The organism is Peribacillus sp. FSL K6-1552 (assembly GCF_038005205.1).
Lineage (GTDB): Bacteria > Bacillota > Bacilli > Bacillales > DSM-1321 > Peribacillus > Peribacillus butanolivorans.
Genome location: NZ_JBBOST010000001.1, coordinates 1189630 through 1206379, shown reverse-complemented (window position 1 = coordinate 1206379; position 16750 = coordinate 1189630). Strand labels below are relative to the sequence as shown.

Here is a 16750-nt window from a genome sequence, read left to right as displayed (position 1 = left end):
ATCAAGAAATTTACCATACGAATAAATGTATTCTATTTTTCATTTTCTGTATAGCAAAAGTTATTCTTCTTTATCTTGTCCTTCTTGAGCTAACCTGCCCCGTTAGTGCCATAAGAAAAAAGGCTGCGGAAGCAACCACTGTCCGTTAGTTTATACCGCACACCCCAAAAGGAAAACGTTACGAGAATGGACATATTTTCGAAGAAAAAATGTCCATTCTTTTGGTAATATAGAGGCAGCTGTTTATAATGAGGCATTTATAACATACGGAGATGATGAAAAAATGACAGGACCCGTTTTGATTTTGACCATTATTTTAACGATATTTAAACTAGTTGTTACCTGCCTTCCAACCGATGTCGTCAATTGGCTTTTGAATAAATTTAAGATGCATCCAACACTTAGTGACGGGAATACCGTGATCACGATGGACGGAAAACGATTGGAAGGGGAAGAGAAGAACCAAGTGATTCATGATGTTAACCACGCGATGGTTTTGAAAAAAAATCATATATTTCCTGGAAACGATTCCTTGTTTTTACAGCCAAAGAGCGGTGTGAAGCCATTGGTCATCGATACGAAAAATGGCAAAAAGGATATTCGGTTATTGGTGTTCTTGTACGGCGACCATGTGGATGTCGTAAAACAGGACAAGAAGAAGCTTGTGGCATATAGCATGCGTTCCGAAAGCCTCCAAGACCGTTCGATGATGAAGGGTATGGATGTAAAAGAAGCATAAAAGGAAGAAAAATGAAAAACCACACCATGATGTGTGGTTTTTTGATAGGGAATTATTTATTTTCTGACACGACTTCTTCTTCTCTTATGAGGATGCCTTCATTTTTTGCTCGCTCATATAGATTGCGGTCTTGATAATCAGTGACCATTTTCTAGTACGACGCACACTTTAGCTGAACAAGGGAATTTTTTTTACTTGATTTGAATGTATGATAATGTAAAGAATCGCACGTTCAAAAGGCAGCCAAATGGCTGCCTTCTTATGACGCTAACGCACCCGTTAGTTTAAGTAGAATACTTCACAAAATCAGTGCTGAAAATTTAGGTTAAAATCAATATATATGTTAAGGGTATTAAGATTAAATGAGCAAAAAATATCAACCAAGTATGCTTAGTATTCTTATTTAATTTCATGGAACGCTTAAATAAGTAATTTAAAATAGTAGAACCAACGACTGTAACGAATAAGGAGAAAATATAAAATATTATATCTAATGTACTTTCAGAAACAGTAGGACTATCTGCTACAAAAGTAAGCATAAAAAGTAAAGGGAAGCTGCACAGGTAAACGAGTAAATAGGAAAAGAAATAAAGCAAATATTTAATTGAAGTTTTTTTAGTCATATATCTCCTTAGATAAAAAATGTTGAAGTTAATATATCAATATTCTATATAAAATTAATGAACTCCTTATTAAACTAATCTGCCCCGTTAGTGCCATAAGAAAGGCTGCCTCAGCAACCTTCCTTATTGAAGTAAAGCACCCGTTAGTTCAACAAGAATGATTAATTTAACAAAGGTTAAAATCAACAACATTTTGGAATTCGTTTATGTGACAAGTTGTTCAGAATAGTCCCAGATGACGGAAAAAAGGTTTAGTTTTTTACACTTTATTGGTAACCCCTTCAATGTTTGTCTTTAAAAATTCTTGTTCCCACTTCCAATTTTAAGTTTTATTAATAAGCTCTATATATTGTAAATCTCCATAGCCTACTGTTGGAAACAGAGCAAATAACCTATTAATTAATTCTGATGTTGGTAAATCTTTATTTTTGGAAATATACTTTACTACTGCATTATCTTCTTTTAGCATATCTAAATATATGTCTATTGCCTGATACATGACTGGAAGTAGTTCATTTGATGGTTTATTATGATTGACCAATACTTCCTTGTATATAGAATAATAATGACCTAATTTAAGTTCAGTTTGATTAACTTTAAATTCATCCTCTTTGAAGCAATTTAAGAACACTTTGCCTTCATATCCGGACTGTTCAAGATAGGAAAGTATTGTAAGTAGGTTCATTTGACAAAACATGTCTTCACCAAACCATAAAACGATACATTTATACTCTTTATTAAAAAGATTGTCTAATGGAACAATGACCTTTTTGATATAATTCTCTACTGACTCAAGATGTCCAGAAGCTCGTATGTTTATAAATTCTTTATCAAAAACTTGTTTAGTAGTCGCGTTTACACACATCGCTTCATTAAATGGAGCGTAATCAGAATCTCCCATTAGTCTGTTATCTTTAAACTCCTCATACATAACTTGACCATTCAATATGTTGAGTACGTCTTTGTCAAACAACTCACTCTTCTCATTTTGTAACTGTTCAACCTCAATTTTTCTAGAAACATTCATTCTACACCATTCCCCGTCTTTATTAATAGTGAGTTTAACAAATGACTGGACAGGCAACTTGTTAAGTTGATATTCTCTAGGATTGATACCAAAAACAGTTTTAAAAGCTCTGCTATATGCTTCTTGCGAAGAATAATCGTAATCAAAGGAAACGTCAATTATCTTCCTGTTCTTTGCTAAATCTTCCGTGGATAAATACAATCTTCTAAGAAGAATATAGCGCCTAATACTTATACCTGTTACTTGGTGAAACTTAAACGAACAATAATAAGGGGAATATCCCATATAATTAGATAGTTCAAGTTCAACTTTCTCCAACTCCTTTAGCACGTGCTGCCTATTGCGAAAATGTATTATTTCATGAAATGTTACTAGGCGTTAAACAGTATGTCATTCTAGGAGCTGGATTAGATACTTTTTGTTTCCGACACCCAGAATTAAACGACAGCATAGAAATATTTGAAGTTGATTATCCAGCCACACAAGACTTTAAAAAGATAAGGTTAGCAAATGCTAATTATCAAATTCCGGATAATCTTCATTTTGTTTCAATGGATTTCACCAAAGAATTTACTGTTCAAAATCTTGTTGAAGAAGGTTTTATGCCTAACAAAAAAACTTTGTTTAGCCTTTTAGGTGTTTCTTATTATTTAACAAAAGAGGAAAATGCCAACTTGATTAATAAATTTTTCACCAAAGTTCCATCAGGAAGTTCTATCGTTTTTGATTATGCAGACTACAAACTTTTTGAAGAAAAAGGAATGTCTAATCGAGTTCAAAATATGGTTCAAATGGCTTCAGCTAGTGGTGAGCCAATGAAATCATGTTTTACTTATGATGAAATGGAGAAAATGTTAGAAAACTCAGGTTTACTCATTTATGAACATTTATCACCTGTTACTATTAATAATGAATTCTTTCGTAGTCGTACAGACTATTTGTCTGCATTCGAAACGATTCATTACATCCATGCTGTAAAAAAATAAGATTTCGGTTAATAACAGACTTACCTCCCAATCTCCCTTGATTGGGAGGTTGTACTCATTTTTATCTAAAATTTATATATTCTAATTTTTCTTACTGCAAGTTATTCAACAATCTGGCCCCATTGTTGAACAAAGATCAAACAGCACTCTTGAACTCCCTCAGTTTTTCTCACAAATACTTTAAGGGAAATTCGCTCAAATCCTCGGGATATAACGAGTGTTTTTTTGTAAATAATAAGATTGTTAAACAAAAAATTGAGGAGGACTTGTATGCAACAGGATCAACAAGCTAAAGAGAATTTGGGTTCTATTATGAAACCAGAATTTGCCGGAACTGATGCACAAAAAGTAAAACAAGAAATTCAAAAAGATGTAAGCGAAGGACAAGGTGCAATGACTTCCCGAGAGGCAGGAGCAATGCGCGATTAAAAAACCACTTTGAGTGGTTTTTTATTTTTCTGCTTCAAAATTAAACACTTTGCATCTCTCATTTCGATTTGATGGAGATGCTGCAAACTTAATGATTAAGCACGGTTGGTTTGAAAGACCACCTCAAGCCATTGACCGTGAATACCTAGCTAAAGTAATAAACAAATAAATATAGCAGAAGGTAAGCTACAATTAATTGGGTAACCCTTATTTTTATTGAGCTAACCTGCCCGTTGCATAAAGAAAAAACTGCCTTAAAGACAGCTCTGATCTTCAGCTAACGCACCCTTTAGTTCACCAAGAGTTTAGTGTATGTAGTAAATTAAGTTCTCATTATATGTAATCGATGTCGAAATGTGAGGATATTAATTCCATACTTTGTAAATCCCATTCAAAAGTAAGTATAGCTGATTGTTTTGATTTATGTGTTAAGAGGCGTACACCATTTTTTATGATCATGCTTTCTGCATCCCAAAAACGGACAGTTTCGTCTTCGCCAGTACGATTACAGACAATTACGGGTAGCCCTGTTTCTAATGACCTTTGTTCCCATTCTCCCTCTGGACCATGTAATCCAGGACCCCAGGAAGACGGTGCAATTAATATTTCTGCTCCTTTTTCAAATAAGTTGTAAGCAATATCTTTGGTATATGCGTCTGCACAAATCATAATACCAACCTCAACATTGTCTGTTTTTATTGGCTCTATTACATCCCCTGAAGTTGACCAATCATCAATAATACTATTGATTTTTCTCTGTTTACCTAATAAGTGACCTTTTTTATCTATGACAAACACAGCATTATACAACTCTCCGTTACTGCCTTTTTCAGGGCAACCCAAAAATACAGTGCTTTTCAAATTCTTTAGTTTACGGCTCAAATTACTCATCCAAGCATCAGGTTGCCTGTTAATCCATCCAGTCCCAATCTTATGATTGAATTGAAGTCCGCTGACACATAGTTCGGGTGTTATAATCCATTTGGCATTATTATTTGATGCTATATGAATGGCTTGTTCAATAAGTTTTTGGTTATACTCCACATCACCAGCAATAGGCAATAGGTGTAATAAAGCTATTTTTATTTTTCCCATAATGATCTCCCAAACATTAACTTATATTAATGGCTCTTGTAATAATTGTAGCATAGACATTGATTTGCTTGTTCAACTAACCTGCCCCGATAGTTGCATAAATCGAGTAGGAGGAGGCGCCTAGCCTCCGACCTCTCACACCACCGTACATACCGTTCGGTATACGGCGGTTCAGTTTAAGTCTGACGTAGTTTTGTATATCGTTCATATAGATTTACTAACCCATGATGGAGCCAATAAACATTATTAAGGGTTTTGTCTAGAATAGGACTATGCGCTATGCGCCAATAACCCTTTCTGCTATTTCCCCATTCATATGCTTTTCCAAATGGGACGCCTAATCCTTTGAGTTTCTTCACCCTCGTTCTTGGCAATTTCCATTGCTTCCATAGGCACATCCTGAGTCTTCTTCGAATCCATGAATCTAAATTCTTCAATACGTTCGGAGTATCAATGAGGGCGAAATACCCCATCCAACCTCTAAGGTATTGCTTTAACTTATTTATTCGGAGTTTCATGGGTATCGGTAATTTTCTCGAGGTCATTTCCCTGATTCGTTTCTTTACTCTCTTCACCGTTTGTTTAGCCAGTAGAACCTTCGGGTTCTTCTTTGACTTCGTGAAACTAAAACCGAGAAACGTTCTGTTCCAAGGGCGATCATACTTCGACTTCTCGTAGTTGACCTTTAGCTTCAGTTTATTTTCAATGAAGCTTGAGATATTTCCCATTGCACGTTTGGCGGCTTTTCGTGTCTTCACAAAGATAGTACTGTCATCCGCATACCTTACGAATCGAAGATTGCGTTTCTCTAGTTCTTTATCTAAATCGTCTAACATGATATTAGATAATAAAGGACTTAACGGACCTCCTTGCGGAGTTCCCTCCTCACTTTTATGAAAAAGTCCGCCTATCATAATGCCTGCTTGAAGGAATTTACGAATCAGTTTGAGAACTCGTTTATCTTCAATTTTCCGCTCTAACATTCCCATGAGCTTGTCATGATTCACTTTATCGAAGAACTTCTCCAAGTCCATATCCACTACCCATGTATAACCTTCGGTTATATAGGACTTTGCCTTTCGAACCGCCTGGTGCCCTTGTTTGTTAGGGCGAAATCCATAGCTATTCTCCGAAAAGGTTGAGTCATATATCTTAGTCAATATTTGGGCAATGGCTTGTTGAATGAAACGGTCTAGAACGGTTGGAATACCCAATAGCCGAACTCCGCCGTTTGGTTTCGGGATTTCGATACGACGGACGGGCTGCGGTTGATAGGTACCCTGTAAAAGGGCAGTTTTCATGTTGTACCATTCGGTTGCGAGGTGCGGTCTCAGGTTTTGAACCGGCATTCCATCTACACCATGGCTTCCCTTATTTCTTTCTACACGCTTCAATGCCTGTATTAAGTTTTCCCTCTCTAGTATCTGTTCCATTAACATCGTTGATATCCTTTCCCTGCGTGGACGAGATGGTCTATTTGTGCCTTTATCTGCTCCGCCCTTTTGAAGTTCCCCGTGTATTCACCACTTCTTCCTTCAAATAAGTTCCGTTAGGAATTGTTTGCTTCTTCGCAGATAACGAACGCCTAGTATTCATCCTCCTTAATCTGTTCGGTCCTTCCTTATCTTCTCGAGTAGACAAGTACTATGACCTCTGCTGACTTCTGATGATTCAGCTGTCCATCACTGGACAGGTTACCAAGTGTACTTGGCTGTCATCAGACCTCCCCGGGTAAGAGTGCAATCTTTCCCTCCATCTATCTGCTTCATTTACTCTGTACCACCTTCGGCAGTAAGGACTTTGTTTTGTTTCGCAAACTCATCCAATGATACCTAGCCTTATATGAAGTTCGTGTTCCTCAGACCGGAGGTTTGCCGCTTGCTTCCTTCAGATTCCACGTCACCATGGACACCCTTGCATTAAGCTAACCATTACTACTGCCTTCATGGTTCGGGACTCACACCCTATAGATTGCACCCATGCCGGGCGCACGAAAAAGCTGCCTTAAAGACAGCTCCGATCTACAGCTAATTCACCCGTTAGCTTTAACTATCAGCGCTTTTTCTTTTTAAGAAAAACCGTATAATGCTTCAAATTAATTGGCTTGATTATTGTTATATGTCTCTCACTTAAACTGTGGTACGGACTCACTCCACTCCCTTAGCCATAACATTTATACTTATGTCGTTTAAGTGAATGAATTCGTTAACGATAAAAATATTCTTATTACTGATTCCGCTCTACCTCGGAAAGAATCACATGGGTCACTGTTGTAGCATAAGGGATTATCTGATTGATGAACTCTTCCACTTTTAGGAGACTTTCACTATGTATTTTCAACATATAACAAGCCTGTCCGGCAATTCGAAAACAAAAATCAACATTCGGAAGCTTGGCAATATAGCTCTTGAATCGGTCATACTCCCCATTTTTCACTGTTGCTTCTACGATACATTCAATCGGAAAACCAATCTTTTTATGATCAATCTCGGCAACATACCCTTTTATAATTCCGAAAGACTCCATCTGCCGAACCCGTTCTGAAACAGTGGGGGCAGATAAATTCACTTTCTTTGCCAGTTCCCTCATAGAAACCCGACTATTTATCGTTAATTCATCAAGAATGCTACGGTCTTTTTTATCAATTTTCATATAATTAGTATTCCCTTTCTTTTTCTTTCATCTATATATTATTACTCTTAAATACTTTACAAATGCAATTAATTTACCTGGATTTTTATTATAAGATTATCTCAAAGGGGAGATGTTCATGACAAGAATTAAAAATACAGCTATTGGGTCCAGTCCGTTTCAACGACTATTTCATTCGGAGGATATTTTACTTAAATGGTCGGACCTTTCAGAGTGTATATCTACAGACGGGAAACTTTCAAAGGAATTAAAGGAAAATGTCAGAAGGGTTCTTGCATATGGTAACGGATGTGCATACTGTCAAGCAAAAGGTCGTCCATTGAAACCAGACGATATTAAAGCAAGCTATGCAGTAGCTTTTGCGGAGGTATTTCTCCTAAAACGCGAAAAAACGGAGCAAACATTCATTGATGTGTTAAAGGAAGCATTTAGCGATGAAGAGATATCGGAACTATTAGCCTTCATTTGTTTTACAACTGCACAGCAATATTTCGGGGCTTTGATGGATTTAAAATAATGTTAAAAAGGAACAGGCATTTGCTTGTTCCTTTCTGAAAAAGATTCATACTAAGCAGTTGAACTCGTTTTTGTTCTCTACCATCAGTATGTTCAACTGTTCAACTGTTCAACTGGACCATTTAATATAGTAATGTTTGACTTGAAATAGTTTTAGTATCTAATAGCTTTGAAGATTAAATTCAATCTAGAATTTTGCACCTTGATCTTCTAACTGATTAATCTTTGGAAGAATGGAGCGAGAAGGTACTGGGGATGTTAAAACTATAGAAGTATTTAAATGTCCATAGGGTATTAATCGATCTATAAGAATTCTCATGCTGTCCATATCAGCTAAAGCGGCTTTTAAAAAATATCCTACTGTTCCTGTTACGCGATGACACTCAATAATGTCTAAATCATCTTTGACTAATTGCTCAAAATCAGGAACAGAAACTTTAAGTTCACTTACTTGAATAAACACAAGTACTCCTCTTCCTATTGCCGGTGGTGAAACTCTGGCACTAAACCCTTCTATAATCCCCTTTTCTTGTAAGCGATACATACGTTCAGAAATACTAGGTCGACTAAGAGCCAATTTCTTTGATAATTCACTAATCGTAATACGTCCATTTAATTGTAAAAGTTCTAGTAAACTGACATCTATTTCATCCATGAAGCAACCGCCTTTCATAATGAAGGAATATAAGCTTATATTTCTTTAAAATGGTGTATGGAAAGCAGAAAATACATTCTTTTTTGTATGTAAATTTAACAGTTATTATTCTATCATTAAAATCATTAATAGAAAAAGAAAATTCAGAATTTATCAAAGGGAGGAACTTGCATTGACTTTCACAAAAATTCTTGTTCGAAAAAACATTGAAAACCTAAGCGCATATGTTTCCGGTAAACCAATTGAAGAAGTACAACGCGAACTAGGACTTGAAAGTATCGTTAAATTGGCATCCAATGAGAATCCATATGGTTGCTCACCTCTAGCTAAAGAGTCCATGCTTATCGAAATGGAGCAAACCTCATTTTATCCTGAAGGAATGGCACCGTCATTAGCTGAAAAGTTAGCAAGGAAATTAAATATCAAACAAGATAATATTATCTTAGGTAATGGATCTGATGAAGTTATACGTTTGTTAACACGAACCTACATTCAACAAAATGATGAAGTCATTATGGCTGACGTTACATTTCCACGATATGAAACGAATGTATTGATTGACGGGGGCACACCTGTAAAGATACCTCTTATTAATGGCGTACATGACCTACAGGGTATGTATGAGGCCATTACTGAAAAAACAAGAATGATTTTTGTTTGTAATCCCAATAATCCAACAGGAACAATCGTTCAAAAAGAAAAGTTAAGATCTTTTATCGAGAAGGTGCCGAAACATATTTTACTAATCGTTGATGAAGCATACTATGAGTATGTTGAGGATGGAGAATATTTAGAAACCTTGCCATTTCTAAATACCCATTCAAATCTAGTCATCTTACGTACTTTTTCAAAGATATATGGATTGGCTGCATTAAGGATCGGATACGGTTTAATGGACGTTTCCATCATACAAGAGCTAATTAAAGTGAAAGAACCATTTAATACCAATCGCTTAGCACAGGCGGCAGCCTTCGCTTCTCTGGACGACCCTACATTTGTAGCACAATGTGCTCGTAAGAATGAGGAAGGAAGAAGATATTTAGAAATAGAACTAAGCGAGATGGGATTAACATTCTTTCCTTCTCATGCCAACTTTGTAATGGTCAAACTAAATCATCCTGGCAGGTACGTCTTTGAGGAGCTATTAAAACAAGGGGTCATCATCCGATCTGGTCATTTACTTGGCTATGAAAATACTATCCGCGTGACCATCGGTACTCCACTTGAAAATGAGAGATTCATAAAATCCTTACAAAATGTAATCAATAAAACGCTTAGTACATGACATATCGAAATATTGTTGCAAAATAATCAAGGATTGATAAAGCATAAAGGATACGACATAGACGCCCTTTGCCCATGTCGTATCTTTTACGTGGATTTATTTAACCATGTCTTTTTCTTATTAATGTTTCCTGTTCATCCACACTTTTAAATTTAACGATTGAAATCGCGAATAATCCTACCAATACAATAAGACAAGCAATGATACTGACCCGATTCTGTTCACTAAACACAAACATGACACAAATGATGCTTAATGTAATTACTGTAAACAATGTTACGTACGGGAAGCCCCACAATTTAAAGCTCGGAGCTTTAGGATATGAATTACGAAGTTTTAGCTGCGCTAAACAAATACTGATCCATACAAGTGATACCACAAAACCCGGAAACGCCATTAATAAGGTAAATGCTTTGTCCTGTGCAACGTAGGTAATCATGGAGCCCGCGATTAAAACAACGGCACTTAGTAGTAAACTATATAATGGAACACCATTTTTCGATACATAAGAGAAAGACTTTGGAGCTTCCCCCTCTGCAGCTAAAGAATGCAACATCCGTGTACAACCATATATTCCAGAGTTAGCTGCAGATAAGACAGCTGTAATTAAAATAAAGTTCATTATGTGGGCAGATCCCTGAAAGCCTGACATTGACAATACCTGTACAAACGGACTTGACTGGTCGCTAATTTCGTTCCAAGGAATTAAACCGCATATTACAAGTATCGGTAAGGTGAAAAATAATATAACTCTCCAAATATAGCTTTTAATAACCTTAGGTAAAATACGCTCTGCATCCTTTGCTTCTGTTACTGTTACTCCTATTAATTCTGAACCGCCGTAAGAAAACATAACAATTAGCAAAGCTGAAAATATTGACATCCAGCCATTAGGAAAAAAACCACCGTGCTCTGTAAAGTTTTGTAGATAATTAGTTCCGCCGCTTGGGATAATTCCAAATAAAATACTAGCTCCTAAGAGAATAAATACTATAATCATTGTAATTTTAATTCCAGCAAACCAAAATTCAAATTCTCCATAATTTTTAACATTCATCATGTTAATTCCAATGATTAGGGCAGCACAGCCTAAACTTAATATCCAAAGTGGAATAGATGGAAGCCAGTATTGCAAGAAACTTCCTGCCACTACTACTTCAATAACACATACGGACAGCCACATGAAACAATACATCCAGCCTATAATGAAGGAACTACGTTTACCAAACGCTTTCTGAACAAAACCCTTCATATTTGTATTTGGATAGACGATTGCCATTTCTGCTATAGCTCCCATGACCACAAGAAGTAATAATCCTGCAAAAATATAAGTAAGGATAACTCCTGGTCCTGCTAACGATATGGTTTCAGAACTTCCTTTAAAAATCCCAGTACCTATTGCTCCTCCCATTGCCATCATGCTAATATGTCGCGGCAACAACTTCTTTTGTAGAGACCCATTATTTGATTCCATTACTTATTCCTCCTTTATTCTATTAATTTTCTGAATAAAAAATTAATCACTCTGTTTCATCTATTGAATGGCGACTTGATAAGTTTAATACTTATCAACCGTTATGACAAAGGAGTGGAAACATGAAAAGACGGCAAGCTAAAGTTTACCGTAAATATTACAAGAAGGATAGCTTCAGGCTGATAATTTCCGCTTGGATAAATGCTGTATTTCAGTTTGATTATGGAAATAGGGTCATTGAACTAATAACCTAATACGGATCTAGATTTACTTTTAACGTTAAGATGGGCTCATTAAACCCACTCTATCTCTATCTTTTATCTATTAACTAGAACACTATTAATTAGGGATTACATTGTTATAAGTAACCCCTAATGAATTAATTTCCTCCATTTATCTTACTTATTTACAATGTGGATTGCATGCCCCAAAACTGCTTCCGCCGCTTCCATCCAACCTTCAGTCAAAGTTGGATGTGGATGCATGCTCAGAGCTATATCTTCTACACGAGCTGACAATTCAAGTGCCAGTACTCCTTCACCTATAAGGTTAGATGCATCAGCGCCAACCATATGCATTCCAAGTAAAATGTGGCTTTTAGCATCCACGATCACTTCTGCAAATCCCTCTGTTTCATTCGTTGCAAGCGCTCGTCCGTTGGCACTGAATGGAAATTTCCCAGTTTTTACGCTATATCCCTGTTGTTCCGCCTCTTCACGGCTGAAGCCCACCCCTGCAATTTGTGGATCTGAGAAGATTACATAGGGAACAAAAGATGAGTCAATGGCACTTGGCAAACCTCCTATTACTTCTGCTGCCACTATTCCCTGTTTAGACGCTCGGTGAGCAAGAGCTGGACCGGGTGTAATGTCACCAATAGCAAAGATATGTGGAACATTAGTACGACATTCCGTGTCTACTGCTATATAGTCTTTTTCGTCTACCGCAATGCCAGCCTGATTTAGACCAATATCTTGAGTGTTAGGAATCCTACCAATTGTTACTAGGGTCTTCTCGCTCACAATCACTTCTGTCCCATGCTTTTCCGAAAAAACATGAAGGTGAACTTGTCCATCTTCCACAATGGCTTTTTCTACCCTTGTAGATGTTTTAAGATTTATCCCAAGCTTCTTAGCATTACGGATTACTTCCTTGACCAAGTTGTCAGCAACCTGAGGGAGAATACGATTAGCCATCTCAATAATTGTTACTTGAGTACCTAACTTTGCAAAAGCCATACCCATTTCGATACCGATATAGCCTCCGCCGATAATCGACAAGCTAGGTGGAACTTCTTTTAGCTGTAAAGATGTTGTCGAATCCAAAATATATCTTCCATCTACATTAAGGAACGAAGGAATAAACGGTCTAGACCCCGTCGCAATAATTGCATGTTCAAACTTATAGGTTTCAAAATCACCATCGGTTTCTACTCCGATGCGGTCATCAGATAAAAAGGTTGCTTGACCTTTCACCACCGTTACTCCATTTTCTTTACATAAATGGGATATACCTTGGTTCAACTGAGAAATGATGCCCTTTTTCCAATCCTGCCATACATTTAAGTCAACTGCTGTTTTCTCTTGAGGTAGTTGAATTCCCATTTTTTCAAAATCGTTAAGCCTATGAAATTGATCAGCTGTATGTATTAGAGCCTTCGAAGGTATGCATCCCCGATTGAGGCAAACACCACCCAGCTTATCCTTTTCAATTAGAACAACCGATTTCCCTAACTGTCCGAGACGAATAGCTGCAGCATATCCTCCCGGACCTCCTCCTATAATGATAACATCTGTTTCTATAGCAACTTCCCCTACTACCATTTATCTCATCTCCACAACTAAAAGAATTGGGTTTTCCAGTAGTTCCTTAATCCGATTTGTAAAACGTACCGCTGTTACGCCATCAATTAAACGATGATCGAAAGATAACGACATATTCATCATCAAGCGGATAACACCTTCCAAATCGCGAACAACCATGCGAGGTTCCATTTTATGCAACGCTAAAATTGCCGCTTCGGGATAGTTAATGATTGGAGTCGCATGCAACCCACCGATTGGTCCAACATTGCTAATGGTAAATGTACTACCAGTAATCTGCTCTAGGCTCAACTTCCCTTCTCGAGCTTGGATTGCCATTTGTCTAATTTCATCAGCTAGCTGGAAAATTGTTTTCTGATCTGCATTTTTAATAACAGGAACAATGAGACCATCGTTCGTATTCGTGGCAATCCCAATATGATAATAATTTTTCAAGACCATTTCATTTGTCTTTTCATCAATTGAAGCATTTAATGTTTTAAACTCCTTTAGTGCGATAACAATGGCCTTAACGAAGAATGGTAAAAAAGTCAATTTAATATCCTTGTTGTCTGAATACGTCTTTAATTGATCTTTTAATTCCTTTAATCTATCCATTTCTAATTCATCTACATGGGTTACATGTGGAATAGTCGAAACTGACTTTACCATATGTTCAGCGATTTTTTTTCGAATACCCTTAAGCAGAATCCGCTCTTCTAACCCTTTTTCCATTACTTTTTCCTGAACAGTTTCAATAGGAGCTGCATCTTGAAGTATATTATTATCATTGTTATTGTCATTGACCTGTTTAAATTGATTATTTTCTATAAACTGTTGCAAGTCACTTTCTATTATTCGTCCAGCAGGCCCAGAACCTTTAACCTGCTGGATATCAACCTTCATTTCCCTAGCCATTTGACGAACATATGGAGTAGCCAACACACGAGCTGCCTCAAGATGTGGTTTACTTGTTATATCCTCTGAATTTACTTTTACATCAGCAGGTTGCATAACCGGGGGCTCTTTTTCAATAACAAATGTTTCCGGAACAGAAATATCGTTCTCTTCTTGAATAGTAAATATAGTGGTTCCTACTTCTACAATATCCCCTTCTGTAAAGAGTATTTTCTTGACCACGCCCGTTGCTGGGGCAGTCAATTCCGCATTGACCTTATCCGTTTGTACTTCTACTATCGGTTGGTCCTGCGTTACTGATTCTCCTTCTTTAATGAGCCACTTGATAATTTCTCCTTCATGCATCCCTTCACCTACATCAGGAAGTTTAAATTCTACCATGCTTGTTCCTCCTTCTCCCTTATTCATTAATTAAAATGAAATCGTTTCCATTATTCCTTGTTTTACACGTTCAACAGTAGGTAAATAATGATCTTCTACTGAAAACTGCGGAACCGGAACATCAAATCCTGTCACACGCTTAATAGGGGCTTTAAGGTAAATAAGGGCTTCATCATTAATAATAGAGATAATCTCCGCACCTAATCCGGATGACTTATGAGCTTCATGAACAACTAATCCACGACCTGTTTTTTTTATGGATTTTACAATCGTATCCCGATCTAACGGGTATAGTGTTCGAAGATCGACTACTTCACACTTCCAACCTTTTTCATTTTCGATCTTTTTAGCGGCATTCAATGCTTCTCTTAACATAGCTCCCCATGCAAAAATGGTTAAGTCGCTTCCCTCCTGAACCACTTTTGCTTGACCAATTGGTATTCGATACATCTCTTTAGGAACTTCTTCCTTAAAAGCTCGATACAATTTAGTCGGCTCCAAAAAGATTACCGGATCAGGATCTTCGATGGCAGAAATGAGTAGTCCTTTTGCGTCATAAGGATTACTAGGTGCAACCACCTTTAAACCCGGAGTGTGGGCAAAGAAGGTTTCGACACTTTCGGAGTGAAGCTCAGGACCTCTGATTCCAGCACCATATGGTGTACGGATAACAAGGGGCACCCCAAATTGTCCCCGAGTACGGTATCTCATACGGGCAGCATGGGAAACAATCTGCTCGAATCCTGGATAAATAAATGCAAGAAATTGAATTTCTACCACGGGAACCATTCCATTAAGAGCTAAACCAATTGCAGAGCCAATGATTCCAGCCTCAGCTAATGGTGTATCTACAACTCGATCCTTTCCGTACTTCTCAAATAGGCCTTCCGTTGAACGGAAAACTCCACCGTTTACTCCAATATCCTGACCTAAGATCATCACACGATCATCCTGACCAAGCTTTTGGTCCATTGCTTCTGTAATAGCCTGAATCATAGTTAAATGTTGGCTCATTACTTCTTCACATCCTTCTTTAAGATTTGTTTCAATTCTTGCTGCTGTTCATTTATGTGCCATGACTCTTCAGCATAAACATGGTTAAACATATCGAGCGGATCGGCTTTAGGGTACTCTTCTGCTTTTTGGAGGTGAGTGTCAATCTGTTCGCTAATTTGTTTTAACACCATTTCCTCCTGCTCCTCATTCCAGAATCCCTTTTTAATCAACAACTTTTTAAGACGTGTAATCGGATCGCGATTTTCCCTCCAGAATGTTGAAATATCTTCCTGATTACGATATATGTTTGGATTGTCTGCAGTAGTATGGGCACCATATCGAAAGGTAATAGCTTCAATCAAAGTAGGACCTTCACCTTTAAGCGCTCTTTCGACTGCTTCCTTTACAGTCAGCCAAACTGCAAAGATATCATTTCCATCTACACGAACACCATGGATATCATACGCATCAGCACGCTGAGATATAGTCTTAGAAGCAGATTGCTTTTCAAAAGGTACACTGATAGCGTAGCCATTATTTTGGCAGAAAAAGATTGTTGGGGTTTTATATACACCGGCAAAATTCAGTGCCTCATGAAAATCCCCTTCAGAAGTAGCACCATCACCAAAATAAGCAATGCTTACATTCTCTTCTCCTTTAAGCTTACTTGCCCAAGCCGTACCTACCGCATGAACCATTTGAGTGGCAATAGGAACACAAGGAGGCATAGTTCGTTTTCCTTCCGGACAGATTGAACCCTCTACGTGCCCCATCCAGTATAGAAAAACACGATACATCTCCTGTCCATGAATAATTGCCGCTGCATGATCACGGTAAGTGGGAAACATCCAATCCCCTGCCGATAATGCTAAAGCGCTGCCAATTTGGGATGCCTCCTGCCCCTCGAAGGGTGCATAAGTCCCCATTCTTCCTTGGCGCTGAAGATTAACTGATTTACGGTCAAACATTCTAAGCAATAGCATACTTTCATACATCTTAAGCATGAGTGATTTATCAATTTTTCCATCAATTGATTCAATTATCTCTCCATTTGGAGCTAATACCTGATACATTTCCGGTAAATTCTCTTTTGAATGCGCTTTCAAAATTGGGTTTTCCGTCTTTTCCATTTCATTTCTCCCCTTAAGATAGATTTGATTAGCAAACTTACC

At 37.4% G+C, this 16750-nt stretch carries 13 protein-coding genes and 2 pseudogenes; 5 read left to right on the top strand and 10 right to left on the bottom strand.

Translation table 11 applies throughout. The features are described 5' to 3' along the window. The first annotated feature begins 283 nt into the window (after positions 1-283). Positions 284-739 (top strand): YfmQ family protein, encoded by a 456-nt coding sequence (locus NST21_RS05810; protein WP_340888218.1) that lies wholly within the window; start codon positions 284-286, stop codon positions 737-739. 945 nt (positions 740-1684) lie between these two features. Here the strand turns inward: NST21_RS05810 and NST21_RS05805 are convergent. Continuing rightward, positions 1685-2689: pseudogene (locus tag NST21_RS05805) on the bottom strand (helix-turn-helix domain-containing protein); the annotation flags it as partial. Between NST21_RS05805 and NST21_RS05800 the strand changes: the two are divergent. Beyond that, a pseudogene (locus NST21_RS05800) lies at positions 2683-3375 on the top strand (class I SAM-dependent methyltransferase); the annotation flags it as partial. The pseudogenes NST21_RS05805 and NST21_RS05800 overlap by 7 nt on opposite strands. A 270-nt stretch (positions 3376-3645) precedes the next feature. Further along, a complete protein-coding gene (locus tag NST21_RS05795) occupies positions 3646-3804 on the top strand; it encodes a hypothetical protein (RefSeq protein ID WP_162878778.1) in 159 nt (52 codons plus the stop codon). Between the two features lie 333 nt (positions 3805-4137). Here NST21_RS05795 and NST21_RS05790 read toward each other — a convergent pair whose 3' ends face one another. The 3 genes from NST21_RS05790 to NST21_RS05780 all read right to left on the bottom strand — a co-directional run bounded on the left by NST21_RS05790 (position 4138) and on the right by NST21_RS05780 (position 7551). After that, positions 4138-4899 (bottom strand): carbon-nitrogen hydrolase family protein, encoded by a 762-nt coding sequence (locus NST21_RS05790; protein WP_340888216.1) that lies wholly within the window; start codon positions 4897-4899, stop codon positions 4138-4140. A 176-nt stretch (positions 4900-5075) separates the two neighbouring features. Next, a complete protein-coding gene (ltrA, locus tag NST21_RS05785; protein ID WP_053344638.1) occupies positions 5076-6338 on the bottom strand; it encodes a group II intron reverse transcriptase/maturase in 1263 nt (420 codons plus the stop codon). Between the two features lie 787 nt (positions 6339-7125). Continuing rightward, positions 7126-7551, bottom strand: a complete 426-nt coding sequence (locus tag NST21_RS05780) for an Lrp/AsnC family transcriptional regulator (RefSeq protein WP_340888214.1) — start codon at positions 7549-7551, stop codon at positions 7126-7128. A gap of 118 nt (positions 7552-7669) precedes the next feature. On the opposite strand from NST21_RS05780, the gene NST21_RS05775 reads away from it, so the two are divergent. Then, the gene (locus NST21_RS05775) at positions 7670-8068 is read left to right on the top strand and encodes a carboxymuconolactone decarboxylase family protein (RefSeq protein WP_340888213.1); all 399 of its coding nucleotides are present in this window, start codon (positions 7670-7672) and stop codon (positions 8066-8068) included. Positions 8069-8254: 186 nt separating this feature from the next. Here NST21_RS05775 and NST21_RS05770 read toward each other — a convergent pair whose 3' ends face one another. Further along, a complete protein-coding gene (locus tag NST21_RS05770) occupies positions 8255-8722 on the bottom strand; it encodes an Lrp/AsnC family transcriptional regulator (RefSeq protein WP_053344840.1) in 468 nt (155 codons plus the stop codon). Between the two features lie 172 nt (positions 8723-8894). Between NST21_RS05770 and hisC the strand changes: the two genes are divergently transcribed. Continuing rightward, on the top strand, positions 8895-10007 hold the full coding sequence (hisC, locus tag NST21_RS05765) for a histidinol-phosphate transaminase (RefSeq protein WP_340888211.1): 1113 nt from the start codon (positions 8895-8897) through the stop codon (positions 10005-10007). 100 nt (positions 10008-10107) lie between these two features. Here hisC and NST21_RS05760 read toward each other — a convergent pair whose 3' ends face one another. The 5 genes from NST21_RS05760 to pdhA all read right to left on the bottom strand — a co-directional run bounded on the left by NST21_RS05760 (position 10108) and on the right by pdhA (position 16708). Next, the gene (locus tag NST21_RS05760) at positions 10108-11481 is read right to left on the bottom strand and encodes an amino acid permease (RefSeq protein WP_056520447.1); all 1374 of its coding nucleotides are present in this window, start codon (positions 11479-11481) and stop codon (positions 10108-10110) included. Between the two features lie 398 nt (positions 11482-11879). Further along, the gene (gene lpdA / locus NST21_RS05755; RefSeq protein WP_340888209.1) at positions 11880-13304 is read right to left on the bottom strand and encodes a dihydrolipoyl dehydrogenase; all 1425 of its coding nucleotides are present in this window, start codon (positions 13302-13304) and stop codon (positions 11880-11882) included. Then, a complete protein-coding gene (locus NST21_RS05750) occupies positions 13305-14582 on the bottom strand; it encodes a dihydrolipoamide acetyltransferase family protein (RefSeq protein ID WP_056520444.1) in 1278 nt (425 codons plus the stop codon). 30 nt (positions 14583-14612) lie between these two features. After that, a complete protein-coding gene (locus NST21_RS05745; RefSeq protein WP_056520441.1) occupies positions 14613-15596 on the bottom strand; it encodes an alpha-ketoacid dehydrogenase subunit beta in 984 nt (327 codons plus the stop codon). Continuing rightward, entirely contained in the window at positions 15596-16708 is a 1113-nt protein-coding gene (pdhA, locus tag NST21_RS05740) for a pyruvate dehydrogenase (acetyl-transferring) E1 component subunit alpha (protein WP_340888206.1), read from the bottom strand. The genes NST21_RS05745 and pdhA overlap by 1 nt, the downstream gene beginning before the upstream one ends. Between the last annotated feature and the right edge of the window lie 42 nt (positions 16709-16750).

Bases quoted from the DNA above. Each gene is read 5' to 3' on its own strand.
- NST21_RS05810 (WP_340888218.1), top strand. From the start codon at position 284: ATGACAGGACCCGTTTTGATTTTGACCATTATTTTAACGATATTTAAA.
- NST21_RS05795 (WP_162878778.1), top strand. From the start codon at position 3,646: ATGCAACAGGATCAACAAGCTAAAGAGAATTTGGGTTCTATTATGAAA.
- NST21_RS05790 (WP_340888216.1), bottom strand. From the start codon at position 4,899: ATGGGAAAAATAAAAATAGCTTTATTACACCTATTGCCTATTGCTGGT.
- ltrA (WP_053344638.1), bottom strand. From the start codon at position 6,338: ATGTTAATGGAACAGATACTAGAGAGGGAAAACTTAATACAGGCATTG.
- NST21_RS05780 (WP_340888214.1), bottom strand. From the start codon at position 7,551: ATGAAAATTGATAAAAAAGACCGTAGCATTCTTGATGAATTAACGATA.
- NST21_RS05775 (WP_340888213.1), top strand. From the start codon at position 7,670: ATGACAAGAATTAAAAATACAGCTATTGGGTCCAGTCCGTTTCAACGA.
- NST21_RS05770 (WP_053344840.1), bottom strand. From the start codon at position 8,722: ATGGATGAAATAGATGTCAGTTTACTAGAACTTTTACAATTAAATGGA.
- NST21_RS05760 (WP_056520447.1), bottom strand. From the start codon at position 11,481: ATGGAATCAAATAATGGGTCTCTACAAAAGAAGTTGTTGCCGCGACAT.
- lpdA (WP_340888209.1), bottom strand. From the start codon at position 13,304: ATGGTAGTAGGGGAAGTTGCTATAGAAACAGATGTTATCATTATAGGA.
- NST21_RS05750 (WP_056520444.1), bottom strand. From the start codon at position 14,582: ATGGTAGAATTTAAACTTCCTGATGTAGGTGAAGGGATGCATGAAGGA.
- NST21_RS05745 (WP_056520441.1), bottom strand. From the start codon at position 15,596: ATGAGCCAACATTTAACTATGATTCAGGCTATTACAGAAGCAATGGAC.
- pdhA (WP_340888206.1), bottom strand. From the start codon at position 16,708: ATGGAAAAGACGGAAAACCCAATTTTGAAAGCGCATTCAAAAGAGAAT.